Source organism: Providencia sp. Je.9.19, assembly GCF_051129765.1.
Taxonomy (GTDB): Bacteria; Pseudomonadota; Gammaproteobacteria; order Enterobacterales; family Enterobacteriaceae; genus Providencia.
Genome location: NZ_JBCPSS010000001.1, coordinates 1,353,299 through 1,379,744 on the forward strand (window position 1 = coordinate 1,353,299; position 26,446 = coordinate 1,379,744).

General features: G+C 39.6%; 24 protein-coding genes. 10 read left to right on the forward strand and 14 right to left on the reverse strand.

Features of this window, described 5'->3' with window-relative positions; all coding sequences use genetic code 11:
• Window positions 1–22: 22 nt before the first annotated feature.
• The 7 genes from AAZR93_RS06250 (at window position 23) to AAZR93_RS06280 (ending at window position 8,254) form a co-directional block, all read left to right on the forward strand.
• The gene (locus tag AAZR93_RS06250) at window positions 23–1,549 is read left to right on the forward strand and encodes an MASE1 domain-containing sensor histidine kinase (protein ID WP_336431046.1); all 1,527 of its coding nucleotides are present in this window, start codon (window positions 23–25) and stop codon (window positions 1,547–1,549) included.
• 106 nt (window positions 1,550–1,655) lie between these two features.
• Entirely contained in the window at window positions 1,656–2,981 is a 1,326-nt protein-coding gene (gene uhpC, locus AAZR93_RS06255) for an MFS transporter family glucose-6-phosphate receptor UhpC (RefSeq protein WP_294110567.1), read from the forward strand.
• 55 nt (window positions 2,982–3,036) lie between these two features.
• The gene (locus tag AAZR93_RS06260; RefSeq protein WP_294110564.1) at window positions 3,037–4,068 is read left to right on the forward strand and encodes an ABC transporter substrate-binding protein; all 1,032 of its coding nucleotides are present in this window, start codon (window positions 3,037–3,039) and stop codon (window positions 4,066–4,068) included.
• A gap of 266 nt (window positions 4,069–4,334) precedes the next feature.
• On the forward strand, window positions 4,335–6,413 hold the full coding sequence (locus AAZR93_RS06265; RefSeq protein ID WP_294110562.1) for an ABC transporter permease: 2,079 nt from the start codon (window positions 4,335–4,337) through the stop codon (window positions 6,411–6,413).
• Entirely contained in the window at window positions 6,403–7,488 is a 1,086-nt protein-coding gene (gene fbpC / locus AAZR93_RS06270; RefSeq protein WP_434719644.1) for a ferric ABC transporter ATP-binding protein, read from the forward strand. Before AAZR93_RS06265 ends, fbpC begins: the two co-directional genes overlap by 11 nt.
• Before the next feature lie 137 nt (window positions 7,489–7,625).
• Window positions 7,626–7,889: an AbrB/MazE/SpoVT family DNA-binding domain-containing protein gene (locus tag AAZR93_RS06275; protein ID WP_294110558.1), complete on the forward strand. Its 264-nt coding sequence runs from the start codon at window positions 7,626–7,628 to the stop codon at window positions 7,887–7,889.
• On the forward strand, window positions 7,889–8,254 hold the full coding sequence (locus tag AAZR93_RS06280) for a type II toxin-antitoxin system PemK/MazF family toxin (protein WP_434719266.1): 366 nt from the start codon (window positions 7,889–7,891) through the stop codon (window positions 8,252–8,254). Before AAZR93_RS06275 ends, AAZR93_RS06280 begins: the two co-directional genes overlap by 1 nt.
• Window positions 8,255–8,303: 49 nt before the next feature.
• On the opposite strand, the gene purL is transcribed toward AAZR93_RS06280, so the two are convergent.
• Complete coding sequence (gene purL, locus AAZR93_RS06285) at window positions 8,304–12,191, reverse strand: phosphoribosylformylglycinamidine synthase (RefSeq protein WP_434719267.1); 3,888 nt, start codon at window positions 12,189–12,191, stop codon at window positions 8,304–8,306.
• A gap of 293 nt (window positions 12,192–12,484) precedes the next feature.
• Between purL and mltF the strand changes: the two genes are divergently transcribed.
• On the forward strand, window positions 12,485–14,155 hold the full coding sequence (mltF, locus tag AAZR93_RS06290) for a membrane-bound lytic murein transglycosylase MltF (protein ID WP_434719268.1): 1,671 nt from the start codon (window positions 12,485–12,487) through the stop codon (window positions 14,153–14,155).
• A gap of 59 nt (window positions 14,156–14,214) precedes the next feature.
• Here the strand turns inward: mltF and tadA are convergent, their stop codons facing one another.
• The gene (gene tadA / locus AAZR93_RS06295; protein WP_294110552.1) at window positions 14,215–14,706 is read right to left on the reverse strand and encodes a tRNA adenosine(34) deaminase TadA; all 492 of its coding nucleotides are present in this window, start codon (window positions 14,704–14,706) and stop codon (window positions 14,215–14,217) included.
• Window positions 14,707–14,836: 130 nt separating this feature from the next.
• Window positions 14,837–15,484, reverse strand: a complete 648-nt coding sequence (leuE, locus tag AAZR93_RS06300; protein WP_336431043.1) for a leucine efflux protein LeuE — start codon at window positions 15,482–15,484, stop codon at window positions 14,837–14,839.
• Between the two features lie 199 nt (window positions 15,485–15,683).
• Between leuE and AAZR93_RS06305 the strand changes: the two genes are divergently transcribed.
• Window positions 15,684–16,139, forward strand: a complete 456-nt coding sequence (locus tag AAZR93_RS06305; protein ID WP_294110548.1) for an XRE family transcriptional regulator — start codon at window positions 15,684–15,686, stop codon at window positions 16,137–16,139.
• Window positions 16,140–16,391: 252 nt separating this feature from the next.
• Window positions 16,392–16,652 (forward strand): YfhL family 4Fe-4S dicluster ferredoxin, encoded by a 261-nt coding sequence (locus tag AAZR93_RS06310; protein ID WP_434719269.1) that lies wholly within the window; start codon window positions 16,392–16,394, stop codon window positions 16,650–16,652.
• A gap of 98 nt (window positions 16,653–16,750) precedes the next feature.
• Here AAZR93_RS06310 and acpS read toward each other — a convergent pair whose 3' ends face one another.
• From acpS to rpoE, 11 genes are all read right to left on the reverse strand, one after another.
• A complete protein-coding gene (gene acpS, locus AAZR93_RS06315) occupies window positions 16,751–17,137 on the reverse strand; it encodes a holo-ACP synthase (RefSeq protein WP_294110544.1) in 387 nt (128 codons plus the stop codon).
• Window positions 17,137–17,868, reverse strand: coding sequence for a pyridoxine 5'-phosphate synthase (gene pdxJ, locus AAZR93_RS06320; RefSeq protein WP_434719270.1), 732 nt, complete (start codon window positions 17,866–17,868; stop codon window positions 17,137–17,139). The genes acpS and pdxJ overlap by 1 nt, the downstream gene beginning before the upstream one ends.
• Window positions 17,869–18,077: 209 nt before the next feature.
• Window positions 18,078–18,809, reverse strand: a complete 732-nt coding sequence (recO, locus tag AAZR93_RS06325; protein ID WP_434719271.1) for a DNA repair protein RecO — start codon at window positions 18,807–18,809, stop codon at window positions 18,078–18,080.
• A gap of 11 nt (window positions 18,810–18,820) precedes the next feature.
• Window positions 18,821–19,729, reverse strand: coding sequence for a GTPase Era (gene era, locus AAZR93_RS06330; protein WP_294110538.1), 909 nt, complete (start codon window positions 19,727–19,729; stop codon window positions 18,821–18,823).
• On the reverse strand, window positions 19,726–20,406 hold the full coding sequence (gene rnc, locus AAZR93_RS06335) for a ribonuclease III (protein ID WP_434719272.1): 681 nt from the start codon (window positions 20,404–20,406) through the stop codon (window positions 19,726–19,728). The genes era and rnc overlap by 4 nt, the downstream gene beginning before the upstream one ends.
• Window positions 20,407–20,689: 283 nt before the next feature.
• Window positions 20,690–21,655 (reverse strand): signal peptidase I, encoded by a 966-nt coding sequence (gene lepB, locus AAZR93_RS06340; protein ID WP_294110534.1) that lies wholly within the window; start codon window positions 21,653–21,655, stop codon window positions 20,690–20,692.
• Window positions 21,656–21,695: 40 nt separating this feature from the next.
• Window positions 21,696–23,492 (reverse strand): translation elongation factor 4, encoded by a 1,797-nt coding sequence (gene lepA / locus AAZR93_RS06345; RefSeq protein ID WP_434719645.1) that lies wholly within the window; start codon window positions 23,490–23,492, stop codon window positions 21,696–21,698.
• Window positions 23,493–23,752: 260 nt separating this feature from the next.
• Window positions 23,753–24,217: a SoxR-reducing system protein RseC gene (gene rseC / locus AAZR93_RS06350; RefSeq protein WP_434719273.1), complete on the reverse strand. Its 465-nt coding sequence runs from the start codon at window positions 24,215–24,217 to the stop codon at window positions 23,753–23,755.
• 3 nt (window positions 24,218–24,220) lie between these two features.
• Entirely contained in the window at window positions 24,221–25,171 is a 951-nt protein-coding gene (gene rseB, locus AAZR93_RS06355) for a sigma-E factor regulatory protein RseB (protein ID WP_294110528.1), read from the reverse strand.
• A complete protein-coding gene (gene rseA, locus AAZR93_RS06360; RefSeq protein ID WP_294110526.1) occupies window positions 25,171–25,794 on the reverse strand; it encodes an anti-sigma-E factor RseA in 624 nt (207 codons plus the stop codon). The genes rseB and rseA overlap by 1 nt, the downstream gene beginning before the upstream one ends.
• A gap of 51 nt (window positions 25,795–25,845) precedes the next feature.
• Window positions 25,846–26,424 (reverse strand): RNA polymerase sigma factor RpoE, encoded by a 579-nt coding sequence (gene rpoE, locus AAZR93_RS06365; RefSeq protein WP_294110524.1) that lies wholly within the window; start codon window positions 26,422–26,424, stop codon window positions 25,846–25,848.
• Window positions 26,425–26,446: the final 22 nt, after the last annotated feature.

Here is a 26,446-nt window from a genome sequence, read left to right on the forward strand (position 1 = left end):
ACTCCCCTGAAGGTCGCTATTGATGACTAAAAGCACTCGTTTGCTATTACAGTCGATTTTTCTACTTTTCACCTACTCATTAATTTGGATTGGGTTGTGGATTATTGGCTTTTACCTGAGTCAAAATAGCTTTCAAGCAACCTTATTTTTACCTCAAGGCCTGAGACTGGCCCTGATGATTATTCTATGGCGCCGCTATTGGCCAACATTACTGCTTTGTGAGGGTTTGCTAAATTATTGGCTAGCAGAAGAACAATTGTTAACGCAACCTATACTCTTGCTATCCCCTTTACTGAGCTTATGTGTTGCATTCATCATTCAGCATATTTGGTGGCGTTACACACTATATTGGCAACGTCTGCTACTACTATTAGCGGGAGTTGCTGCAAATAGCGTACTCCACGCCCTTTTATTCAGTTGGCTCTCTCAATTTTCTATCAGCCAGTTATTCTTAACGACATTTACGGGTGGAATACTTTTATCACCATTTGTTTATCTCATTTATGAATATCTCCATGAACAGCATTATCAAATGTTACTTGATTACGGGACATCAGATAAACAACTACGCACCTCTTTGATTGTTTGGTGCTTTCTCTTTTTTGTTGTTGGCCTCAGCGCCCAAGTTTTTTTTGCACCCGAAATTGAACGGCTCATTATTTTACTTGTTTTCATTCCCAATGTTTTTATGGCTTATCGCTATGGTTGGCAAGGTGGCGTGCTGTCTGCCTTACTTGGTAGCTTAATTATTACTTTTGCACGTCAATTTCATGGTGCCTTTGCCGATTTACAAGAGCTTGAAATGTTTTTAAGTACTCAAGCACTCATTGGGATTGGCCTTGGAATAGCGATTAGTCGTCAAAAACAGTTAGCGGGTAACTTACAACAATACAGACAACGTTTAGAGCAAGAATTAAAAGCTCGCCGTGACCTAATGCGCCAGTTAGTACATACCGAAGAAGATATTAAAAAAGCCATTGCCCGTGAGTTACACGATGAAATTGGACAAAATATTACTGCGATTCAGATTCAGTCAATGCTTGTCAAAAAAACAGCAACTGACACTCTCAGTAACCAAGCTGCAAGCCAAATTAATGAACTCGCTCAACAAATCCATCAATCTACTCGTCAACTTTTGCGTCAACTCCGCCCTCCCGTACTCAATGAGATGTCACTTGAAAAAGCGCTAACACACCTTATTGCTGAATTTTCATTTGAGGAAAATAATATTCAATGTGATTTTCATTATGGTTTACAAGAAACCCCTGCAAATGAAACCATTTTGTTTACCCTTTATCGTTTAGTCCAAGAGTTATTAAATAATATTAGTAAGCATGCCAAAGCGACACAAATCCAAATCTCACTAGAACAGTATGGTGACTCGATACAGCTAATTGTTAATGATAATGGAGTTGGCATTCCATTTAGCAAGCGAACCAGCGGGTTTGGTTTACGTGGAATAGAAGAACGCATTCGAGCGCTAGGCGGCGACTGGACACTGACAACTCAAGGCGGTACAAAAATAATTGTTAACTTGCCCACACTTTGAAACTAAAAAGCTAAAAACTAAGAATAATTCCTAGTCTCCTAATACCTTATCTCATCCATTTTGTTAAAAATTTGATTACATTTTGCCAAACGGGAGAAATGCCACCATGACAGGCAAAAATACCACCGATATCGATAATTCATACCATTTTTGGCGTCGTAAATTGATGCTATCGATGATTATTGGTTATGCCACTTTTTATTTGACACGAAAAAGTTTTAATTTCGTCATGCCCGTCATGCAGGCCGAGTTATTTTTAGACAAAAGTGATATTGGTTGGATAGCAACTGCCTTTTATTTAACTTATGGGTTCTCGAAATTCTTATCGGGGATTTTTCATGATATCACAGGCTATCGCTGGTTTATGGGTGTTGGTCTTGTCATGACGGGAGTTCTCAATATCGCATTTGCTTATTGCCTTTCTTTTCCTGCATTACTGATTGTTTGGACATTGAATGGTTTTTTTCAAGGTTGGGGATGGCCACCTTGCGCTCGAATTTTGACACATTGGTACTCTCGTAATGAACGCGGATTTTGGTGGGGATTGTGGAATATATCTATCAACCTCGGTGGCATGTTACTTCCACTATTAACCGCATTGCTCGCTACTCACTATAGTTGGCAAATGGCATTAATCGTCCCCGGAATTATTGGTGTTGTCATTGGACTCTGGTTATGTCGCCAGCTAAAAGGAACACCTCAAGAAGAGCAATTACCGACCGTTGGGCAGTGGCGTCACGATGTTTTAGAACTACGACAAGAACGTTTATCGCCGCCCTTACCAATGTTGTCCATCTTGAAAGAAACGATTTTATTTAACCGTATGATTTGGTTATTAGGTTTTTCTTACATTTTAGTTTATCTGATCCGCATGGCGATAAACGATTGGGGAAATCTATGGTTAACCGAAACCCACGGTACAAACTTACTGAGTGCGAATGCCACTTTATCTTTATTTGAATTAGGCGGGCTACTCGGCGCGGTTTGTTCAGGTTGGGGTTCTGATATTTTATTTAAAGGGCAACGCGCCCCGATGATTTTGCTTTTCTCCTTAGGCCTCGTTGTTTCAGTCAGTGCCTTATGGTTAACGCCAATTCATCACTACGCATTATTAGCTGTATGTTTTTTCGCTATTGGCTTTTTTGTTTTTGGACCACAAATGTTGATCGGTCTGGCTGCTACAGAATACTGTCACAAACAAGCAGCCGGAACGGTAACTGGCTATCTTGGGTTGTATGCCTATTTAGGCGCTGCAATCGCAGGGTGGCCGCTCTCTCAAGTCATCGCAAATTACGGTTGGTCGGGAATGTTTGCCCTACTTGCCAGTGCGGCGGCATTGATGGGGCTACTGCTAATGCCTCTTTTGATTGCAAATGTTAGCAAGCGGGAGCATTTAGCAGGCACTGTTTCACTCTCTAACAATAAGACCTAAATTGTTTTTTATATTTATTCTGATCCGATACTAGAACCTAAATAAAGGACTGACAATGAAACTGAAAACTCTCTCTACACTTATCGCTGCGGGCTTATCACTGGCAGCAATTTCTACCACGGCAAATGCAGCAGGACGACTGGTTGTTTACTGTAGTGCGACCAATGCAATGTGTGAAACTGAAACTCAAGCTTTCGCTAAAAAATATGATGTTAAAACAACATTTATACGTAATGGTTCAGGCAGCACACTGGCTAAAATTGAAGCAGAAAAACGTAATCCACAAGCAGACGTTTGGTATGGCGGTACGTTAGACCCACATTCGCAAGCGGGCGAAATGGATCTTTTAGCAGCCTATAAATCACCAAATCTTAGCCAAATCATGCCACAATTCCAAGATCCGGCTAAACGTAAAGGAAACTACTCCTCTGCGGTTTACATTGGAATCTTAGGTTTTGGCGTTAATAAAGATCGTTTAAAAGAAAAAGGTTTACCAATCCCAACGTGCTGGAAAGATTTGATTAAACCTGAATATAAAGGTGAAATTCAAATTGCAGATCCACAAAGTTCAGGTACAGCTTATACCGCTCTTGCCACTTTCGACCAACTTTGGGGAAATGAGCAAGCGTTTGATTACCTTAAAAAATTGAATAGCAATATTTCACAATACACCAAATCAGGTATTGCCCCTGCACGTAACGCCGCCCGTGGCGAATCTGCAATTGGCATCGGCTTCTTACATGATTACTCATTAGAAGTTGAAAATGGCGCACCGTTGGAACTTATCGCCCCATGTGAAGGTACTGGCTATGAAATTGGTGGCATTAGTATTTTGAAAAATGCACGTAATATGGATAACGCCAAATTGTTCGTTGATTTTGTTTTATCTAAAGAAGCACAAGAGTTGAGCTGGAAAGAAGGTAAATCCTACCAAATCTTAACCAATACAACCGCAGAATCTTCACCTATTTCATTAAAACTCAATGACCTGAATTTAATCAATTATGATATGGATAAATACGGCGATGCTGAAATCCGTAAAAATCTTATCAACAAATGGGTTACTGAAGTCAAAATGAGTAAATAACGACCAAAGTGCGGTGTTAATACACCGCACTGAGCACTTACTAAATAATAAATACAATAATTACATCTAAATTAATTTTAGGTGCGGGTAGCTTATTATCTTTAGTCACTACCTAAGTAGTTAATTGATAAATATATTTAAATAATAATTTAATTACGTCCTAAATAGTTTGAGTGGCAATAAAACGGTAAGGGAAGCGATCGATTAGGTCGCGGAAGCAGCCAATACCATTGCAACATGAAATATGACGGACAGAGGGAAAAACAATGCCTCAAACCCTAACTTTATCAGCCTCAAATAAAAAGGATACGACATTCCTTTGGCTGCTAATCGCCTGGCTTGGCTTCGCTTTATTGCCATCTTGGAGTCTCGACTATGGCTTACTTGATTCGACACAAGATGAAATATTGTCCGCTTACGGCTGGAGTAACGTCAATATTAGTTGGCTTTGGTTCTTATTGCCTTCTATTTTATTTATTCGCCCATTAACACCGGCGGATCGCCATCATAAAAAACGCCATTATTTTGATATTGCCGTTGCCGTTATCACCGCTGCGGTGGTTATTTTAACCTCTTATTTTGAAGGTAAAGGACTCGGGTATTCCACTATTATTCTGTTCATTGCCCTTGGTATGGTGATGACGCTTGCGCTGACTCGATTAGAGTGGCTTGGTGGTGACCAATTTGTCATTGGCTCTTTGATAACCGTTGTTGTGTTAATAGCACTCTTTATCGTGTTCCCAAGCATTGCGATTTTCGTTCCGATGTTTACCGACGGTAATGGAAATTTTGCTCCATTTGCTTTTGTCGCTATTCTCACACAGTCACACATTATTCAAGTTATTATTAATTCAGTGTTTTTATCACTGGCAGTAGGTGCAGGCTGTACCTTCTTCGGTTTAATATTAGCTATTTATACTTCAAGAATTGCGAAACGATCAGCCATTATAGGTCGTGTTTTCTCAATTTTACCCATTGTAACGCCACCTTTTGTTGTTGGCTTAGGCGTTACCTTAATGATGGGACGTTCAGGTTACATTACTGAATTTATGGCCGCTTATATGGGGTTAGAAAACACTAACTGGCTATATGGTTTTACCGGTATTTGGTTAGCGCAAGTATTAGCGTTTACCCCGATGTCGTTTATGATTTTAGACGGGGCGATTAAAACTATTCACCCATCATTGGAAGAAGCGTCTTATACATTACGTGCAAATCGCTATCAGACTTTCTTCAACGTCTTTATGCCGTTATTAAAACCCGCACTGGCAAATGCCTTTTTGATTGTTATCGTTCAATCATTAGCTGACTTTAGTAACCCACTAGTTTTAGGCGGTAACTTTGACGTTTTAGCGACGCAAATTTACTTCTACATCACGGGTTCCCAACTTGACTATCAAGCCGCAAGTACCTTAGGCGCCTCATTATTAGTATTCTCATTACTGGTCTTCTGCGTACAGTATATGTGGATTGGCAAACGCTCTTATGTCACGGTGTCAGGCAAATCTTACCGTGGTGATGTGCAACCATTACCAAACTCATTAGTTACCATCGTCACAACTTTCTTAGCTATCTGGGTCGCATTCAATGTGTTGCTGTATGGCAGCATTTTCTACGGAAGCTTCACGGTTAACTGGGGTGTGGATTACACCTTAACCTTAGACAACTTCATTAAATTGTTTGGTCAAGGTATGAGTGATGGTGCATGGCCTTCATTACTAGATACTTTACTTTATGCCGCTATCGCAGCGCCAATAACCGCCATACTCGGCCTATTGATCGCATATATTGTCGTACGCCAAGAGTTCCGCGGTAAAAAAACAATTGAATTCACCACCATGCTTTGCTTTGCTGTACCAGGCACAGTTGCTGGGGTGTCTTATATCTTAGCCTTTAATGACTCACCGTTTTATCTCACAGGTACTGCGGCCATTATCATTATTTCAATGACGATGCGTAATGTGCCTGTTGGTATTCGAGCCGGTATTGCAGGACTTGGACAAATCGATAAATCACTTGATGAAGCCTCACTCAGCTTACGAGCAGGTTCAATGCGCACTATTTTCCACATACTATTGCCATTATTGCGCCCTGCTATCTTATCCGCGCTGATTTACAGTTTCGTTCGAGCTATTACAACTGTCAGCGCCATTGTTTTCTTAGTCACACCAGACACCCGTGTCGCTACGGCTTATATTCTTAATCGAGTAGAAGATGGCGAATATGGTGTTGCAATAGCTTACGGTTCTATTTTGATAGTGGTCATGCTAGCCATTATTTTCTTGTTTGACTATTTGATTGGCGAAGCCCGTGTTTCACGTTCCAAAGCCAAAAATGCACAGTAATCACGGAGTAATTAACATGACGCAATCAAGTTCTGTAACAACAACCAGTTTTGTTGAATTAAAAAATATCACTAAGCGTTTTGGCGACAACACAGTCATCGATGATTTAAGCCTTTCCATTCCGCAAGGCAGTATGGTGACGTTATTAGGACCATCGGGTTGCGGTAAAACAACCGTATTACGCCTCGTGGCAGGTCTTGAAAAGCCCACTGAAGGACGTATGTTTATCGATGGAGAGGATGTTACCGACAGATCAATCCAGCAGCGTGATATCTGTATGGTATTCCAATCTTATGCACTGTTCCCACATATGTCTTTAGGGGAAAACGTTGGATATGGTCTTAAAATGCTTGGTTTACCAAAAGCAGAAATTAAGAAACGTGTCGATGAAGCATTAGAGATCGTTGATTTAGCTGGTTTTGCCGAGCGATTTGTTGATCAAATTTCAGGGGGACAACAACAGCGTGTTGCCTTAGCTCGCGCCCTTATTCTAAAACCTAAAGTACTGTTATTTGATGAGCCGTTAAGTAACTTGGACGCCAATTTGCGCCGCAGTATGCGTGAAAAAATTCGCGAATTGCAGCAACAATTTAATATTACTTCTTTGTATGTTACTCATGACCAAAGTGAAGCTTTTGCAGTTTCTGATATGGTATTGGTAATGAATAAAGGTAAAATTATGCAACTTGGCTCACCACAAGAACTTTACCGCCAGCCTGCATCCAAGTTCATGGCAAGTTTCATGGGAGATGCAAATATTTTCCCAGCCACATTAACCCATGATACGGTTGATATCTTTAACTATCGCCTGCCGCGTCCCGTTCAGATTGTAACAGACAAAAATCAAGTTACCTTGGGTGTTCGTCCTGAGGCTATTACCCTCAGTTTGCAAGGTGATGAGAGCCAGCGCTGTACAATTACCTATGTTGCTTATATGGGACCTCAATATGAGGTAACTGTAGATTGGCATGGTCAATCAATGTTATTACAAATTAATGCCACACAATTACAGCCGTCTGTCGGGGAAAATCTGTACTTACAAATTCACCCTTACGGTATGTTTGTCCTTGAATAATTAATAATAAGTATTGTGAATACCAACAGCCGTCTAATGAAAATTAGGCGGTTTTTTTTAGGCAAAGGATAGTGTGACTTTGTGTAACTTAGTGCTATAGTATTACAGAGTCACAATTAGATTTTGAAGGAGAAAACATGTCAACTACAAGATTAAGGCAACAAGGTGGAGCGGTTGTATTAACAATCCCAAGTGATGTCGCAAATATGGCGGGTTGGGTTGTCGGAATGAAGTTAGATATAGATGCATTTGGTGAATCCGTTTGTATCAAACCAACTAAACGGGTTGCAAGAGGACGTAAATCATTATCAGAGCTACTTTCTGGTATTGATGAAAATGAAATTAAAGCCTTAAATAGCCAGTTAGATAATTCAGATCCTATTGGCCATGAGATTATCTAATGGCTAAAACTAAAAAACCACATAAAGGCCAAATCTGGCATATCAATGGCGATCCTGTTAGTGGTAAAGAATTTAAAGGTTCACACTATTATTTAGTTATAACTGACTCGCAACTCAACAATGTACTTGGTACAACACTATGCGCTCCTATTACGAGTGGAGGCAGGACATCACGAACTCGAAGCGTTACAGTCTATTTAGATGGCTCAAGTACAGATACCGGAAAAATTACAGGCTGTGTTCTATGCTACCAATTACGTTCATTAGATTTATTAGCGCAAAAAGCTAACTACTCAGCCACACTTGAAGAAAGTGTATTTGAGGAAGTTTTAGGCAAAATCATCGACATAATCGACCCTCAATAAAAAAAGCACCCATAATGAGTGCTTTTTATTTTTTATTGGTTCTTCAATATCAACCTAATTGCTTACGCGCATTACGGAAAATACGCATCCATGGGCTATCTTCACCCCAGTTATCTGGATGCCATGAGTTACTCACCGTACGGAATACTCGCTCAGGATGCGGCATCATGATTGTTGCCCGGCCATCTGTCGAAGTCACAGATGTAATACCGTTGACAGAGCCATTTGGATTCGCTGGATATTGCTCTGTAACTTGTCCATGATTGTTCACAAAACGCATCGCCACCAACTGGTTATTTTCTAGCTGCTGTAAATGGTTTTGGGCACGAGTTTCAATTTGCCCTTCCCCATGAGAGACAGCAATTGCCATACGAGAGCCTGCCATATCTTGTAATAACAAAGATGGGCTTTGAGCAATTTCAACTAAACTAAAACGTGCTTCAAAACGTTCTGACCGGTTACGAACAAAGCGAGGCCAATATTCAGCACCGGGGATCAAACTATGCAAGTTAGACATCATCTGGCAACCATTACAAACGCCTAATGACAACGTGTCTGGCCGATTAAAGAAAGTGGCAAATTCATCACGTACTTTAGTATTAAATAAGATAGATTTAGCCCAACCTTCCCCTGCACCGAGTACGTCCCCATAAGAGAAACCACCACAAGCCACTAACGTTTGGAATTGCTCGAGAGATAAATTACCAGCCAGTAAATCACTCATGTGCACGTCAACCGCATCAAAACCAGCACGATCAAATGCAGCAGCCATTTCTACGTGGGAGTTAACCCCTTGTTCGCGTAATACGGCAACTTTTGGACGAACACCCGATAAAATATACGGAGCTGCAATATCATCAGCAATATCAAATGTGAGATGAGCATTCAACCCAGGATCTTGAGTTTCCAGTTTCGCGGCATGCTCTTCGTCAGCACAAACTTCGTTATCGCGCAAACGCTGCATCTGCCATGTAGTTTCAGCCCACCATTGACGCAATAAACTACGAGACTCATTATAAACAACAGTATCGCGACTATTGATAATTATCGCATCATCGTTAATTGCAGTACCCAAGTAATGAATACAATCTACAAGTCCTGCCTGTGTAAAACAGTCCTCTACATACTGACGATCTTTACCTTCAATTTGAATAACAGCGCCCAGCTCTTCATTAAATAACGCTGCGAGCGTATCCTCATCAAATGAGCTGATATCAACATTAATACCACAATGCCCAGCAAAGGCCATTTCAGCTAATGTCACAAATAATCCACCATCAGAACGATCGTGATAGGCTAATAATTTCTGCTCTGATAGTAGCTGTTGAATCGTATTAAAGAAGCCCGCGAGTAGCTCAGGATGACGAACGTCAGGGGCTTTGTTACCTAACTGACGATAAACCTGTGCTAAAGCTGAGCCGCCTAATGCGTTATGACCTTGACCAAGATCTATCAATAATAATGCATTGTCAGCCGTAGTTTTTAACTCTGGCGTTGCGGTTAAACGCACATCTTCAACGCGACCAAATGCCGTTATCACTAATGATAGTGGCGATGTCATCTCACGCTCTTCACCATTTTGTTTCCAGCGGGTCTTCATCGACATCGAGTCTTTACCTACAGGAATGGCAATACCGAGTGCAGGGCAAAGTTCTTCGCCAATCGCTTTAACTGCTGCGTATAAACCGGCGTCTTCACCGGGATGGCCCGCTGCAGACATCCAGTTAGCTGATAGCTTAACGCGTTTTAGATTTTGAACATATGAACAAGCAAGATTCGTTAATGCTTCACCAACCGCCATTCGAGCAGAAGCAGCAAAATCAATCAACGCAACTGGGGTTCTTTCGCCAATTGACATCGACTCGCCATAATAACTATCAAGACTCGCAGCCGTTACCGCACAATCTGATACTGGAATCTGCCAAGGCCCTACCATCTGATCACGTGCAACCATGCCGGTTACAGTACGGTCACCAATAGTGATTAAAAAAGTTTTTTCAGCAACAGCAGGAAGATGCAAAACGCGTTTTATTGCTTCATTTAAGCTTATCGCAGTTCTATCTAAGGGCTGTGGCTCCGCTTTTAATGTAGTGACATCCCTTAACATTTTAGGCGCTTTACCCAATAAAACATCTAATGGCATATCAATTGGTTGATTATCAAAATGCGCATCATTTAATATTAAATGACGTTCTTCTGTCGCTTCACCAATAACGGCAAAAGGCGCACGTTCGCGTTCACAAATCGCCGTAAATACAGGTAATTGTTCAGGTGAGACGGCCATTACATAGCGTTCTTGAGATTCATTACACCAAACTTCTAACGGGCTCATACCCGGTTCATCGTTAAGAATTTTACGCAATTCAAAACGGCCACCGCGACCACCGTCACTAACCAGTTCAGGCATGGCATTTGATAAGCCACCAGCCCCTACGTCATGAATAAATAAAATTGGATTGTCGTCACCTAGCTGCCAACATCTGTCTATGACTTCCTGACAACGGCGTTCCATTTCAGCATTATCACGTTGAACAGAGGCAAAATCTAAATCAGCATCCGATTGCCCTGATGCCATTGATGATGCAGCGCCGCCGCCAAGGCCAATATTCATTGAGGGGCCACCAAGTACAATTAATTTCGCACCAACGGTGATTTCACCTTTTTGCACATGATCAGCACGAATATTACCAATACCACCTGCTAACATAATCGGTTTATGGTAACCCCGTAACTCCTCGCCATTATGACTATTAACTTTCTCTTCATAGGTACGGAAATAACCCAAAAGGGCTGGACGACCAAACTCATTATTAAATGCAGCGCCGCCCAAAGGGCCATCTAGCATGATATCAAGTGCAGTGACGATACGTTCTGGTTTACCAAAATCCTCTTCCCATGGTTGTTCAAAACCTGGAATCCGTAGATTAGAGACTGAAAAACCAACTAAGCCTGCTTTTGGTTTAGCACCACGCCCTGTTGCGCCTTCATCACGAATTTCACCACCAGAGCCCGTTGCAGCGCCCGGCCAAGGTGAAATAGCCGTTGGGTGGTTGTGAGTTTCAACTTTCATCAAGATATGCGCATCTTCTTGATGATAACGATATGTACGACCATTCGGTTCAGGGAAGAAACGCCCTACTGAAGAGCCTTCCATAACAGCAGCATTGTCTTTATATGCAGACAAGACGTAATCAGGTGTTTTTTCGAAGGTATTTTTAATCATTTTAAACAGCGATTTCGGCTGTTCTTCACCATCAATCACCCAATCTGCATTGAAGATTTTATGGCGGCAATGTTCTGAGTTTGCCTGCGCAAACATATAAAGCTCAATATCGGTTGGATTACGTTTTAAGCCCGTAAATGCATTAAGTAAATAATCAATTTCATCATCAGCAAGTGCCAAGCCCATTTCTTTATTTGCAGTATCTAAGGCTAAACGCCCACCTTTAATGATATCAATCACTTTCAATGGTGCTGGCTGATGCTGTACAAATAGTGCAGAAGCTTGATCAAAAGAGGTAAACACCCTTTCCATCATACGATCATGCAATATTGCGGTGACTTCTTGCCATTGCTTTTCAGTTAACGTATTAGCTTGAACATAGTAAGCAATACCTCGCTCAATTCGTTTGACCTGCGCTAAGCCACAGTTATGTGCAATATCCGTCGCTTTTGAAGACCAAGGAGAGATAGTTCCCGGACGCGGGGTTACTAAAATAAGTTTACCGAATGGTTCATGCTCCGCAAGAGAGGGGCCATAATTTAATAGGCTGCTCAGTTTTCCTTGCTCACTATCACTCAACGGCGCTGATAATTCAGCAAAGTGCATATATTCAGCATAGATATCCGTTACAGGGAGCTGTTTTTCAGTAAACAGTGCCAAAAGGCGGGTAATACGAAATGCTGATAGAGCAGGTGAACCACGCAAAATTTCCATCGTCTTTATTTCTCTCTTTTAAACGCCAGCCCTGATCATGAAAGCAGGGAAACCGACACTATTATAAAGCAATGTTCATCAATACGAAACCGTTTGCGTGATTAAAAAAAAAGCGATTAGTGAAATATTATTATGTGCTAAATAGCATAATATAGGTTGCACCGATCATAATAGTTGAGCAAAATACCTAACCACTGGAATTATAACCATTACTTAATTATTTTTTCTTTTTTAAATTTTTTTTGAATCACTACACCAGCAACTACACCAGTTAATGCACGAGAAATAACTATTTGAATAACTTAAAAGTTAACTATTTAATTATCGTGGTCATTGCTTTACTGGCTACTATGATCATCGGCTTCAACATTCGATGGTCAAATACGCAAGATTCCCAAATCAATAAAATTCTTTCTCAAGGGGAATTGCGTATTAGTGCCGTTAGCTCGCCACTTATCTATATCGATGAGCAAAAACAGCTTCGTGGTTTTGACTATGAGCTTGCTCAAGGCTTTGCTGCGTACTTAGGAGTGAAGTTAAAAATCACCATCAGACCCACTTTCGAACAAATTTTTGATGATTTAGACAATGGCACCGCAGATATTGCAGTAGCTGGCTTGTTATATAACAAAGATAGACTACAGAAAATGAAAACGGGGCCGAGCTATTTGAATGTAACTCAGCAACTGGTTTACCGCAAAGGTTCAACTCGTCCTAGATCTTTTAATGATATCAACGGCAAACTGATGGTTATGTCAGGTACCGCTCACGCAAGTACTTTAAAAAGGCTCGCTAAAGAATACCCAAACCTAAAATGGGAAGAAAGCTCAAAGTACACTACAAATCAATTACTTGAAATGGTAGCAGAGGGTGAGATTGATTATGTATTGGAAGATTCAATTGCCATTGCACTGCAACAACGCATTCATCCGCAAATCGCTGTCGCTTTTGATTTACTCGACGATCATGCCATCACTTGGTATATGAGCCGTAATCAGGATGATAGTCTAGATGCGGCATTACTCGATTTTTTCAACTCAAGCCACGAAACTGACTTACTTGCTCGTCTAAATGAAAAATATTTTAGTCATGTCAAAACATTCGATTATTTTGATACCCTAACATTTATCAGTGCAATCAATAATAAATTACCTGAATATCAGCCTCTATTCGAACAATACGCAACATCACTAGATTGGAAGCTACTTGCCGCCATTGCATGGCAAGAATCTCATTGGGATCCGCTAGCCACCTCTCCCACAGGTGTTAGAGGGTTAATGATGCTAACTAAGCCCACCGCAGCGACAATGGGGATCGCCGATAGATTAGATCCAGAAGAAAGTATCAAAGGGGGGGCTGCCTATCTTGAATATATTATGGAGCGTCTACCTGAGTCCATTGAGGAAGATGACCGTATTTGGTTTGCTTTATCGGCTTATAATATGGGATATGGCCATATGCAGGATGTAAGAAAGCTCACTGAAATGTTAGGCGGAGACCCTAACCGCTGGCTGGACGTCAAAGCAAGGCTGCCACTACTCACACAGAAAAAATATTATTCTCAACTCCCTTACGGTTATGCACGAGGCCATGAAGCGTACCGGTACGTGGAAAATATCAGGCGTTATCATCAAAGCTTAGTGGGATACTTGGAAAATAAAGATAAAAAACAGCGTACATTAGATATCGCACAAAAATCATTAACCTATATTATTTCACCTGAGTTATCTGAAAACAACAAAACAGGGGAAACTGAATCAGTTCAACATGAAAAACAGATACCTACAGAAGAAAAAGTCAGTCTTCATTACGTTGAGTCAGTTAACTCAACACAAAAGACACCTCTTTTTACTCCTGAGATTAAACTACCTTTAAAACCGCAATTTGCATCAACTATCCCTTATCAGCCCACTGATACCAACCATAGCTCAACCGCCCCATCAACTGAGGCAATTTCTAATTAAAAATGAGTAAACCAAACAAACCTAGAAATAAAAATAAATAAGAAAAGTGCAAAAAGGAACTAAATTGATTGATTCTTTTGCAGCTTTTTCTGCGCCCTACGCATTTTAAAAAAAGCACTTAGCATAGATGAGCATCTTTCTGCCAAAATCCCCCCAGTGACTTCCACATAATGGTTTAAACCTACCTGCCCCATAATATCAATGTAAGAGCCACAAGCTCCTGTTTTAAAATCTTTAGCACCATAAACGACACGCCCGATACGGCTATGGATCATCGCCCCTGCACACATAATACAAGGTTCCAAAGTAACATAGAGCGTGGTATCAAGCAGACGATAATTGCTAAGAACTTGTCCTGCTTGCTGTAATGCTATCATTTCTGCATGAGCGGTAGCATCATGATTGCGGATAGAGCAATTCCATCCTGAAGCTATAAGTTGGTTATCTTTAACGAGCAATGCGCCAACAGGGATTTCTCCAGCTTGTTGTGCATTTTGAGCTAGCTCAAGCGCTTGTTCCATCCAATATTCATCTATTTGTGTTTGTGTCACTCTGACCTCAATGCTCTACTTCTTTAGCCTTAGATTATCACGAAATGTCAGAGTGCCCACAACTTGAAATATTATAGCTCTTCATGACTTATTTAAATAAATTATGCTAATAAATTAATCGGTTATAATATCAATTACTAAAAATAGCCAATTTAGCGGCAAAACCCATAAAAAAAGCGCCAACAGTGCAATTACCTAACTTAGCTAAAACTTTCTTTTCACGTAAGAAGCGGGCAATTAAGTAACCACTAAAAATAAGAAGGCTTAAATATAAAAAACTGACAATTTCTAAAATGGTCGCTAAAACGAGATAGGGAACCCAAGCGTGAGAATAATTAAAATCAATAAATTGAATAAAAAATGAAATATAAAATAAAATTGCTTTTGGGTTGGTCAAACTTAGCACCAATGCCCGAGTAAAAACTTTCTCAGTTTTGACCGCAACCATACCCACGTCGGCTGTAAGTGCCTTTTTTTGGAAAAACGTGGCATATAAAATTTTGCCGCCTAAGTATAAAAGGTAGGCAGCCCCAAGATAACGCACAATAGTAAATAGTGTCGGAGACGCTTTAATCAATGATGCTACTCCAATAAAGGAGAGAAAAATCAACATAGCATCCCCTGTAAATACACCTAGCGCTGCGCGATAACCCACTTTAGTACCATGTGAAGTACTTGTTTTTAATACATATAGAGAATTTGGACCTGGTACAATAATGATAAGAACTAACCCTGCTAGATAAGTCCAAAAATTTAACACCCCTAGATTCTCAAACATAGAACACCCTTATGATTTTTTCGTTATTATTACCACAACTACTATTATTTGTGAATATTTATAATATTAATTATTTTCATATTATTAATGTTCATATTAGAGGCTAATAATAAAGATTATTTTTAAAATATAATTATTTAAATATGATAAACGTGATTTTAAAATCATGTTAATTCATTTTAAATATAAGGAAAATAAAATGGTAGTTTATAAATCAACGGTTCAAAAATCAGGCTTTGAAGATTTTTACCCAACAACACTCGCATTCTCGGCAGCTAAAAAAAACTTCTTCTTAGGTCATTCAAAAGATAAATCATATACTGTTTATTCCCTAGCAGATAATGGAAAAATTGATGATAAAGCACCGATTCAAAAAGGAAAGTTACTTTCTTATTTGAGTAATCTGCAAGCTTTTTATGACACGACTCAAAATAAACAGTTTTTATACGGTTACAACTTAGAAACTAAAGTTTTTCAATTTTATCAAATAGCTGATAATGCAAGCATTACTTTATTATTAAGTGATGAGTTCGCCGTTGAAAACACTATAAAATCAACAACCATGTTCCTATCAGGTGGTATCCTTCATATATTTATTCAAGCTGAAAATAATAAAGAATGGTATATTTATAAAGTTAATTTTGTTGAAGCATAATATTTTTTTACAATAAATTAATAGTAAAGGTTGAGAATTACCTTAACCTTTATTTTTCACATAATCATAATAATATTATTACAAATACTATTTAATCTTTAGTTAAATCCAATTTAATATAATTATGAAAAATAATATTAATTACTAACCATCAATTTTTGTTTACATTCTAATAATTAAGTATTCAACTTTTCTATTTCAGTGTAGAATAGCGCTCATAAGACAATATAAAAACAAATTTTACTGATAAAAATGGCACTATTAATTACTAAAAAATGTATCAATTGCGATATGTGTGAGCCCGAATGCCCTAATGATGCAATCTATATGGGCAATGACATTTATGAGATAGATTCAGATTTATGCACTGAATGTATTGGTCACTATGACAAGCCAACTTGCCAATCCGTATGTCCTATCACTAATACTATCATTACCGATCCAGAACGTATTGAAACACAAGAACAACTTTGGGATAAATTTGTGGCGATCCACCACGCAGACAAAATTTAACCTGAAAATTAGTCTAATCCCACATTTTAATCAACATTACAGTTAAATGAATAATAACTGTAATGTTGATTTATTTCATTGATAATCAAACATCTTAATTATTGTAAGCTTTCAATAATCACTGTCGCTGATGCATAATGGCGCTCATCAGTAATGGAAACATGAAAATGTGTCGCATGTAAACTAGTCGCTAACTTTAATGCCTCGCCATTTAATGTTAACAATGGTTTACCGAGTTTATCATTAGAGACTTCAAATTGGTTGAATGCAAGACCATTACGAATACCTGTTCCCAGTGCTTTAGCGGCGGCTTCTTTGACTGCAAACCGCTTTGCCAGAAAACGTGCTGGTTTAGTCTGTTGTTGATATTGCATAAACTCATTATCAGTCAAAATTCTTTTTGCTAGGCTGTCTGCCGTACGCTCAATGACTGACTCAATGCGTGCTATTTCAACGATATCCGTACCTAGACCTACAATTGCCATTATTTACGTGCTTCCGTCAGTAAGTTCTTCATATCTGCTACTGCTTGAGCTAAACCACTAAATAGTGCACGTCCAATAATGGCATGGCCAATATTGAGTTCATAAATTTCTGGTAATTGTGCGATGCGTTGAACGTTGTGATAGGTTAAGCCATGACCCGCATTAACTTTAATTCCTTTACCTGCGGCATAAGCCACACCATCACGAATACGACGAAACTCTAATTCTTGTTCCTGCTCTGTTTTAGCATCCGCATAAGCACCCGTATGTATTTCAATAAAAGGCGCCCCGCACTCTTGAGCAGCATCGATTTGCGTATGATCCGCATCAATGAATAAGGAAACCAAAATACCCGCTTCTGATAACCGCTTGATAGCATAAGCCACTTTTTGTTTTTGACCTGCAACGTCCAACCCACCTTCAGTGGTAACTTCTTCACGTTTTTCAGGCACTAAACAACAAAAAGTAGGTTTGATACGACAAGCTATATCAATCATTTCATCAGTCACGGCCATCTCAAGATTCATTCGTGTTTGAATAGTCTCATTGAGTAAAGCAACGTCTCTATCCGTAATATGACGGCGATCTTCTCGTAGATGAACAGTAATGCCATCAGCGCCTGCTTGCTCCGCGACAAATGCAGCTTGTACTGGATCTGGATATTGAGTACCTCTTGCATTTCTTACTGTTGCAATGTGGTCAATATTTACACCTAACAAAAGCTCAGCCATTCTTAACTCCCTATCATTAAATAGTAACGAACTCTTTTATGAGCCATATCCTACTGCAATTTATTCAGTTATGGGAATATATCTCTCACTCTTGCGAGCAGATTATAAATTGGCGTTAGTATTTCAGTCTAAAAATTTTTATTTTGGGAAACGGCTCGAAAAAATGATCATCGGGCACATAATTGAATTGTATAAATCTAAGATTAAATCTAGGAAGGTTTTCGATTAAGGGCAGTCGGCGAATAGGTAAACTGCCGAAATAACTCACGACTTTTTAATGGTTTTCCACCTAAATAGGGTTTCAATGCAACTCGCGTAAAACGTTTTGCAGCTTTCAGGCTATCTGCATCTGGAAACTCACGACTGGCTAATGCTTTAAGCTGCTTACCTGTAAAACTTAATTGATCGACAACCAAGCTACCAATGAAGCCTTTTTCTTCACGATAACGATAAGTCATCGTATCTGATACTGGCTCCCCACTTCCTGCACAATGAAGAAAATCAACCCCATAGCCAAGGTATGACAATAAAGCGAGTTCAAACTGACGTAAAGCCGATTCAGGGGTATTTTCACTTGCTGCCAATACTTGTAAACAAGTCAGATAATCAAAAAATAAAGCGGAGTATGGTGTCCCAAATTCGAGCACACGGGTCGTGAGTTCATTTAGATATAAACCGCTGTAGAGGACTGTACCACTAAGAGGAAGAGCAAGGGATACAGGATCAGCATTAATCAATGTTTTGATTTCACCTTTGCCTCCCCAACGGATCAACAAAGGTGTAAAAGGCTGCAAGCAGCCTCTTAATGGTGAGCGGTTACGTCTAGCGCCTTTAGCAAGTAACCGTATTTTCCCTTCTCCTTCAGTGAAAAAATCAAGCAATAAACTTGTTTCACTAAAGGGTCTAGAATGGAGCACAAATGCACGTTGCCAGCCACTCACCTTGTCACCTACTATTTTAGGTCATCAACATAACCCAGGCTACGCAATGCTCTTTCATCATCTGCCCAACCTGATTTAACTTTAACCCAAAGCTCAAGGTGCACTTTGTTCTCAAACATTCTTTCCATATCGATACGCGCTTCAGTACCGATAGTTTTCAATTTGCTGCCCTTGTTACCTATGACCATTTTCTTTTGACCTTCACGTTCAACAAGAATTAAGCCATGAATATGGAGAAAGCCTTTTTCCGTCACTTTAAACTGTTCAATTTCGACAGTAACAGAATATGGCAGCTCATCCCCAAGGAAACGCATCAATTTTTCACGAATAATTTCTGAAGCCATAAAACGCTGAGAACGGTCAGTAATATAATCTTCAGGGAAATGATGGGTTGCTTCTGGAATATGTTTTTTAACAATCTTAGCAATTGTATCCACACCAGTGCCTTTTTCTGCACTAATTGGGACCACATCCAAGAAATTCATTTTCTGACTAATCATGCCAATATGAGGTAATAAGATGGTTTTATCTGTAACATTATCAATCTTATTAATTGCCAAAATCACTGGGCAACGTAAGCTCGATAGTTTATTGACAACCATTTCATCATCAGCAGTCCAATTCGTTCCTTCGACTACAAAAATCACCAACTCAACATCACCAATCGAGCTTGATGCTGCGCGGTTCATTAAGCGGTTAATCGCTCTTTTTTCTTCAATATGTAAACCTGGGGTATCTACATAAATAATTTGATAATTATCTTCTGTATCGATCCCCATAATACGGTGGCGAGTCGTTTGCGGCTTTCTAGAGGTGATAGAAATTTTTTGCCCTAATAGCTGATTTAACAGCGTAGACTTACCCACATTTGGTCGCCCAACTATAGCAACAAAGCCACAGTGGGATTGTAATTCACTCATTCAAGCTCCAAAATTTTCAATGCTTGTTCTGCAGCGGCTTGCTCTGCTTTACGTCGACTTGAACCGATACCATTTATCGGTTGGTCAATTCCACTCACTTCGCAGTGGATCGTAAATTCTTGGTCATGGGCCTCACCTTTTACCAGCACAACTAAATAGTTAGGTAATGGTAAATGGCGCCCTTGAAGATATTCTTGTAATCTAGTTTTCGGGTCTTTTTGTTTATCACCCGGACTGATTTCATCTAGTCTGCTTTTATACCAACTTAAAATAATTCTCTCTATTGTTTGAATATCACTATCGAGAAAAATTCCGCCTATTAACGCTTCGACTGTATCAGCAAGAATAGATTCACGACGAAAGCCGCCGCTTTTAAGTTCACCCGGGCCTAAACGTAAACATTCGCCGAGTTCAAATTCACGGGCTATTTCAGCCAATGTGTTTCCGCGTACAAGTGTCGCTCGCATACGGCTCATATCCCCTTCATCCACTTTAGGGAATCGATGATACAAATCGTTCGCGACAACAAAACTTAAAATTGAATCACCTAGAAATTCTAAGCGTTCATTATGTTTGCTACTTGCACTTCTATGTGTCAAAGCTTGGACCAATAAATAATATTGTTGAAATTGATAACCAAGCTTACGTTGCAATCTTTCTAATAAAGAGGGGTTCATGTGCGCCCAACCATTTTTCGTTTGAGAAAAAGCACACGCAACAGACCTGTAATATAAATCATTTTACAAAACTGTTGCGTTTGCACTGACTCCTATACCACTGTTTTTTTATAGACCATAAAGCTAAAACTAAAAATTTTCATTAGTTATAAGGACTTAAAAAGGAAGAGTGAACAATTGAGGAGCCAATAATATTAATTAAATTATATTGTACACTGGGTAAGATAATAATGCTTCGGATAATATGGGTTTTCAAATGAAAACCCATATTAGTATGACTTAATTAAAGTGGTCCAAGACGGCTAAAGCGAATACCCGTTGGCCATTCATTTTCTTGTTTATCTAGGCTTAACCAAATAAACACGGCACGACCAACTAAATTCTGCTCAGGAACAAAGCCCCACATACGGCTGTCTGAACTATTGTCTCTATTATCACCCATCATGAAATACTGTTTTTCTGGCACAATCCATTCATTACGCGGCATATTTGGCTGAATATATTTAGCCTCAGTCACCGCTTGGCGAATAATTAAGATTTGATGTTCAACAGTGCCCAACGTTTCACTTCTTTGATACTGACGAAGTGCATTACGTGGTAGTTCTTGATCAACCGGAATTTCAAAATTTCCTTTTTGGCTATCAACAACAGAGCTCACATCAAAGAACATTGTCCATTCACTTGGAGCTAAAGGACCATAAGTAATCGGTAATTGTTCTGTGCACTTGTTATCTGCACAATTAGGGTAAATTGTCAGTTCTTTCGCATCAGGGTTATAAACCAATTTATCGCCAGGCAGGCCAATAACACGCTTCACAAAGTCAACATTGGTATCTTTTGGGTATTTAAATACCGCAATATCACCACGTTTTGGCTTACCCGTTGCAATTAATGTTGTTTGCGTAATTGGATCTTTTAATCCATAAGCAAATTTCTCGACCAACATGAAGTCACCAACCAATAATGTTGGCATCATCGACCCTGAAGGTATTTGAAATGGCTCATAAATAAATGAACGAACAATAAGCACAATCGCTAATACTGGAAAAATAGAAGTTCCCGTTTCAAGCCATGAAGGACGACGAACCGCTTTTTCTAATTCGTCGTTACTCATTGAGCCGCTAGTCATTTCTTGTAGTTTTTTCAGCTTTGCTTTTCGTGCTGGTGCAAACTTAAACTTATCTAAACACCAAATAATCCCAGTGATTAATGTTGCCAGTGTTAAGATCAAGGCAAAAGTGTTAGCCATTGAGACTCCTTGTTAGTGTAGCTGTCTTAGCGACATGCAATTAGTTGTCTTTACCGACGTGCAATATAGCAAGGAACGCTTCTTGTGGTAATTCAACATTACCCACTTGTTTCATGCGTTTCTTACCATCCTTTTGCTTCTGCAACAGTTTTTTCTTACGGCTAACATCACCACCATAACACTTAGCAAGGACGTTTTTACGTAGCTGTTTAACTGTAGAACGAGCAATAATATGGTTACCAATTGCCGCTTGGATCGCAATATCAAATTGCTGACGTGGAATAAGCTCTTTCATTTTTTCAACTAAATCACGACCACGATACTGCGAGTTAGCGCGGTGAGTGATTAACGCTAAGGCGTCAACACGTTCATTATTGATAAGAACATCAACCCTAACCATGTCAGATGGCTCGAAACGTTTAAAAGCATAATCTAAAGATGCATAACCACGAGAAGTTGATTTCAAACGGTCAAAGAAATCAAGAACCACTTCCGACATCGGAATTTCATACGTCAATGATACTTGATTACCATGATAGACCATATTGGTCTGAACACCACGTTTCTCAATACACAGCGTTATAACGTTACCTAAATATTCTTTAGGCATTAGCATATGACATTCTGCAATTGGCTCACGCAATTCTTCAATATTATTCAGCGCTGGCAATTTAGATGGGCTATCAACAAGCACGATATCGCCGTTAGTCAATCGGACTTCATATACCACAGTTGGTGCGGTAGTGATCAAGTCAAGATCATATTCACGCTCTAAACGCTCTTGAATAATCTCCATGTGCAGCAAACCAAGGAAGCCACAACGGAAACCAAAACCAAGTGCTGTTGATGTTTCGGGTTCATAGAACAAAGAAGCATCATTTAAGCTAAGTTTCCCTAACGCATCACGAAACGCTTCATAGTCATCGGAGCTGACTGGGAATAGTCCTGCATAAACCTGTGGTTTAACTTTTTTAAACCCTGGCAATGCTTTATCCGCTGGATTACGCGAACCTGTTAAGGTATCGCCAACAGGTGCACCAGTAATATCTTTAATTGCACAGACCAACCAGCCGACTTCTCCGCTACTGAGTACTTCACGATCAATTCGTTTTGGCGTAAAAATACCCAGACGCTCAGCGTTGTAGACCTGCCCTGTACTCATTACCTTGATTTTATCGCCTTTTCTCAGTGTGCCGTTTTTAACACGGATAAGTGAAACAACACCTAAGTAGTTATCGAACCAAGAGTCAATAATTAGTGCTTGTAATGGTGCATCCGCATCACCAATTGGTGGTGGGATCTCTTTAACTAGTCGTTCAATAACATCTTGAACGCCAATACCCGTTTTAGCTGAGCAACGAACAGCATCATGAGCATCTAATCCAACAATATCTTCAATTTCATCAGCAACGCGATCAGGATCAGCTGCAGGCAAATCGATTTTATTCAAGATTGGAACAACTTCCAAATTCATTTCTATTGCAGTGTAACAGTTAGCAAGCGTTTGAGCTTCAACCCCCTGACCTGCATCAACAACCAGCAAAGCGCCTTCACAGGCAGCTAATGAACGAGAAACTTCATAAGAGAAGTCTACGTGTCCTGGGGTGTCGATAAAGTTTAATTGGTATGTCTCACCATCTGCCGCTGTATAATTAAGCGTCACGCTCTGTGCTTTGATGGTGATCCCACGCTCGCGTTCTAAATCCATAGAATCTAGAACTTGCGCCGCCATTTCACGGTCAGTTAAACCGCCACAAATCTGAATAATACGATCTGATAAAGTAGACTTGCCATGGTCGATATGAGCAATGATAGAAAAATTTCTTATGTTATTGATTTTCAAGGTAATATCTTCTTTTAAATTGCCTTACAAAATCAGTTTTGAGCAAATTTTGCCACAAAACTAAAATGCTATGATTATTACAAGATTGCTAATTAGCAGCATTTTACATAGAAGATACGTCTAACACAAAGATTCAATGTAAAACAACTGTAAACCTGCATAAGTATAATGAGTTATTCAATTAATTTAGGACCACCTAAAGCAAAATCGCCTGTTAATAACAGGCGACTCAAATCAAGTTAAATCGAGTATATTTAACAATTAACTTGGACTGAAAGCTCAGTAGGCGGTAAACCTATTTGTAATACTACAGGTTGAAATGCTGTCTCGAAGCGTAAATAACTCGCTATTTTACGAGCAACAAAAAATCCAGAAAATCCACCAAGGACACCGAAAAGAGCAACCCAAACCTGTTCAAAATCGAAAAACTGAGCAAAAGCTGCAAAAATAAATAAACCCAAAAGAGGTGTTAAATAAACCAACATCGCTGAACGCAATAAACTGCCTTCGGGTATACCAACCTCAATTTTTTGGCCTACAACTAAAGGCTGCTCAATTTCAATCTCTAATTCATGCTCCGTATTTGGCCCTATTTTACTTAGTGCATAAGAGCCGCAAGTCGCACGTGCACCACAGCTTCCACATCCTGATGAAGAACCATAGCGCAATAATGCTCTACCTTTCTGCCAACGGATAACTGTCGCCCATTCTTTTACCATATGTTACTCCCGAAACTGAATACTGCTTGCAATTAGCTGTGCTGCTGACAAAGGTAGTTCGCCTATTATCGTTATCACATTTTGCTTCTGAGTCGTAGTGTAAATTGTACGGCGACCATTTTGTAGTGGTTGATCAAGAAGTGAACCTTGGTCAGCTTTGGTCACATTGACTGAGAATGTAAATAAGCCATCACTAAACATCGCAGTTTCAACGACATCATTTTCCCCCAGCTTGCGCAAAGAACGTGATGATTCTTCAAATCCAGGTGGAAGCATACCAACCTGCCACTTAAATGATGGGCTGGTATTTTTAGGATAAATTAGTAATGGTGGAAGATTCACCTTACTCAAAGATAATAATGAATCACTCACCGTTTTGCTATCAAGTACTGTAGATATCACTCGAAATTGTTCTAATGTCTGATTATTACTATCAAGCAAATCAACTCTCAAAGGTAGCTTAGTTTCTTCATCAACTAAAATAACATAATTAAACCGTGAATTATCTTTAGAGATAATACGGATCACTAATGCAGGTTTATCACCGATATGCGTACGCCCTGCATCAATAAAGTTATAATAAGGCTGAATTTTTTCATAGTCTGCAAACAAAACAGAAGGCAAATTATCGACAATATTTTTGCCATTTAAACTAAAAGCGTCAAAACCCGGCTCAAAATAGCTTATTTTATCGCCATTTTGCACAATTTCACGTCGAGAAGAGTCCATTTGGATCATTTGTGAAACAGATACACCGTTAATAATTCCATGGCGATAACGTACAGGTACGATAACTTGCGGACTGAAAGTCATAAAAGACATTTCATAGGATAGGTTCTGGGCAGCACTTCCCATTTCTTTAAAAAGAGTTTCGGCATCCTTTTGAGATGCCGAAGCTTGATTAGAGATAATCAGGCTGCCCGTCAGGCAGATGACGGATAACCATTTATTCATTATTGCAGCTTAGCTCCTGCGGGGGGCGTTGCTTTTTTACTATCATTAGATTGCTGATTAAGCGTTGAGCGTCTTTCTAATTCATATTGTTGAAGCATCGCATTAATACGCTGATTTTGCTGTTCAACCTGCTGAATTTGCTGTTCATTGCCAAACAATTGACTATCAGAAATATTTAAGCTCACTGGCGCACCACTCCCGACAGGAATAGTATTAAATACAGGCTCGTCAATCACGGAATCAACTGAGTTACTTTGGTTGTACTGCTGCACACCAACAATAACCGCTAACGATACACAAGCCGCTACGCCAATTTGGGTAATTTGGCTAGCCCAAGGGCGAATTTTATTCCAGAATGGAAAACTACCCCATGTTGCCGGTTCAGGCTGAGACTCAACAACCACCTGAGGATTAATACGCACTGCTTCACTCTCTAATGCTGCCGCAACTTTACTGGCGATATCAAGATGAATGACATCAGAAGTATCATTACGCAGAGTATCACGAATAAGATGATAGCTCTCCCAACGTTGTTTTAACGTTGAATCACATGTAATGGCATTAATAAGTTCTAAATCTAGAGCTTCGCCATCCATCATTGCGGAAAGTTTCTCTCTTTGCATGCTTAATTACCTTCAGTTAATTGCATCACAATTATAGGCCAACCTATTGAATTAATACTCTTGAATCAATGGTTGCACTTTATTATCAATAGCTTCCCTAGCTCTAAAAATTCGAGACCGCACGGTGCCAACAGGGCAATCCATAATTTCTGCGATTTCTTCATAGCTTAGGCCATCAAGCTCTCTAAGTGTAATTGCCATCCGTAAATCTTCAGGCAATGACTCGATGGTCCGGAAAACTACCTTTCTTAACTCTTCAGACAACATTAAGTTCTCTGGGTTCGATATTTCTTTTAAAGCACCTGCGCTTTCAAAGTTTTCTGCATCACTCGCCTCTAAATCTGTTGCGGGCGGTCGTCTATCTTGTGCGACTAGATAATTTTTTGCCGTATTAACAGCAATACGATAAAGCCAAGTATAAAAAGCACTGTCACCACGAAATGAACCTATGGCTCGATAAGCCTTAATAAAAGACTCTTGAGCAACATCAGGCACATCAGCCTGTGGTACATAACGAGATACTAAGCTTGCAACTTTATGCTGATATTTAATCACCAGTAAATTGAAGGCTTGTTGATCGCCTTTTTGTACTTTTTCAACCAATATCTGGTCGGTCAGTTGCTCGCTCATTCTAGGAACAATCTCCCGAACT

Coding starts and splice junctions, on each gene's coding strand:
- AAZR93_RS06250 (WP_336431046.1), top strand. CDS start 23: ATGACTAAAAGCACTCGTTTGCTATTACAGTCGATTTTTCTACTTTTC.
- uhpC (WP_294110567.1), top strand. CDS start 1,656: ATGACAGGCAAAAATACCACCGATATCGATAATTCATACCATTTTTGG.
- AAZR93_RS06260 (WP_294110564.1), top strand. CDS start 3,037: ATGAAACTGAAAACTCTCTCTACACTTATCGCTGCGGGCTTATCACTG.
- AAZR93_RS06265 (WP_294110562.1), top strand. CDS start 4,335: ATGCCTCAAACCCTAACTTTATCAGCCTCAAATAAAAAGGATACGACA.
- fbpC (WP_434719644.1), top strand. CDS start 6,403: ATGCACAGTAATCACGGAGTAATTAACATGACGCAATCAAGTTCTGTA.
- AAZR93_RS06275 (WP_294110558.1), top strand. CDS start 7,626: ATGTCAACTACAAGATTAAGGCAACAAGGTGGAGCGGTTGTATTAACA.
- AAZR93_RS06280 (WP_434719266.1), top strand. CDS start 7,889: ATGGCTAAAACTAAAAAACCACATAAAGGCCAAATCTGGCATATCAAT.
- purL (WP_434719267.1), bottom strand. CDS start 12,191: ATGGAAATTTTGCGTGGTTCACCTGCTCTATCAGCATTTCGTATTACC.
- leuE (WP_336431043.1), bottom strand. CDS start 15,484: ATGTTTGAGAATCTAGGGGTGTTAAATTTTTGGACTTATCTAGCAGGG.
- AAZR93_RS06305 (WP_294110548.1), top strand. CDS start 15,684: ATGGTAGTTTATAAATCAACGGTTCAAAAATCAGGCTTTGAAGATTTT.
- AAZR93_RS06310 (WP_434719269.1), top strand. CDS start 16,392: ATGGCACTATTAATTACTAAAAAATGTATCAATTGCGATATGTGTGAG.
- acpS (WP_294110544.1), bottom strand. CDS start 17,137: ATGGCAATTGTAGGTCTAGGTACGGATATCGTTGAAATAGCACGCATT.
- pdxJ (WP_434719270.1), bottom strand. CDS start 17,868: ATGGCTGAGCTTTTGTTAGGTGTAAATATTGACCACATTGCAACAGTA.
- era (WP_294110538.1), bottom strand. CDS start 19,729: ATGAGTGAATTACAATCCCACTGTGGCTTTGTTGCTATAGTTGGGCGA.
- rnc (WP_434719272.1), bottom strand. CDS start 20,406: ATGAACCCCTCTTTATTAGAAAGATTGCAACGTAAGCTTGGTTATCAA.
- lepB (WP_294110534.1), bottom strand. CDS start 21,655: ATGGCTAACACTTTTGCCTTGATCTTAACACTGGCAACATTAATCACT.
- rseC (WP_434719273.1), bottom strand. CDS start 24,217: ATGGTAAAAGAATGGGCGACAGTTATCCGTTGGCAGAAAGGTAGAGCA.
- rseB (WP_294110528.1), bottom strand. CDS start 25,171: ATGAATAAATGGTTATCCGTCATCTGCCTGACGGGCAGCCTGATTATC.
- rseA (WP_294110526.1), bottom strand. CDS start 25,794: ATGCAAAGAGAGAAACTTTCCGCAATGATGGATGGCGAAGCTCTAGAT.
- rpoE (WP_294110524.1), bottom strand. CDS start 26,424: ATGAGCGAGCAACTGACCGACCAGATATTGGTTGAAAAAGTACAAAAA.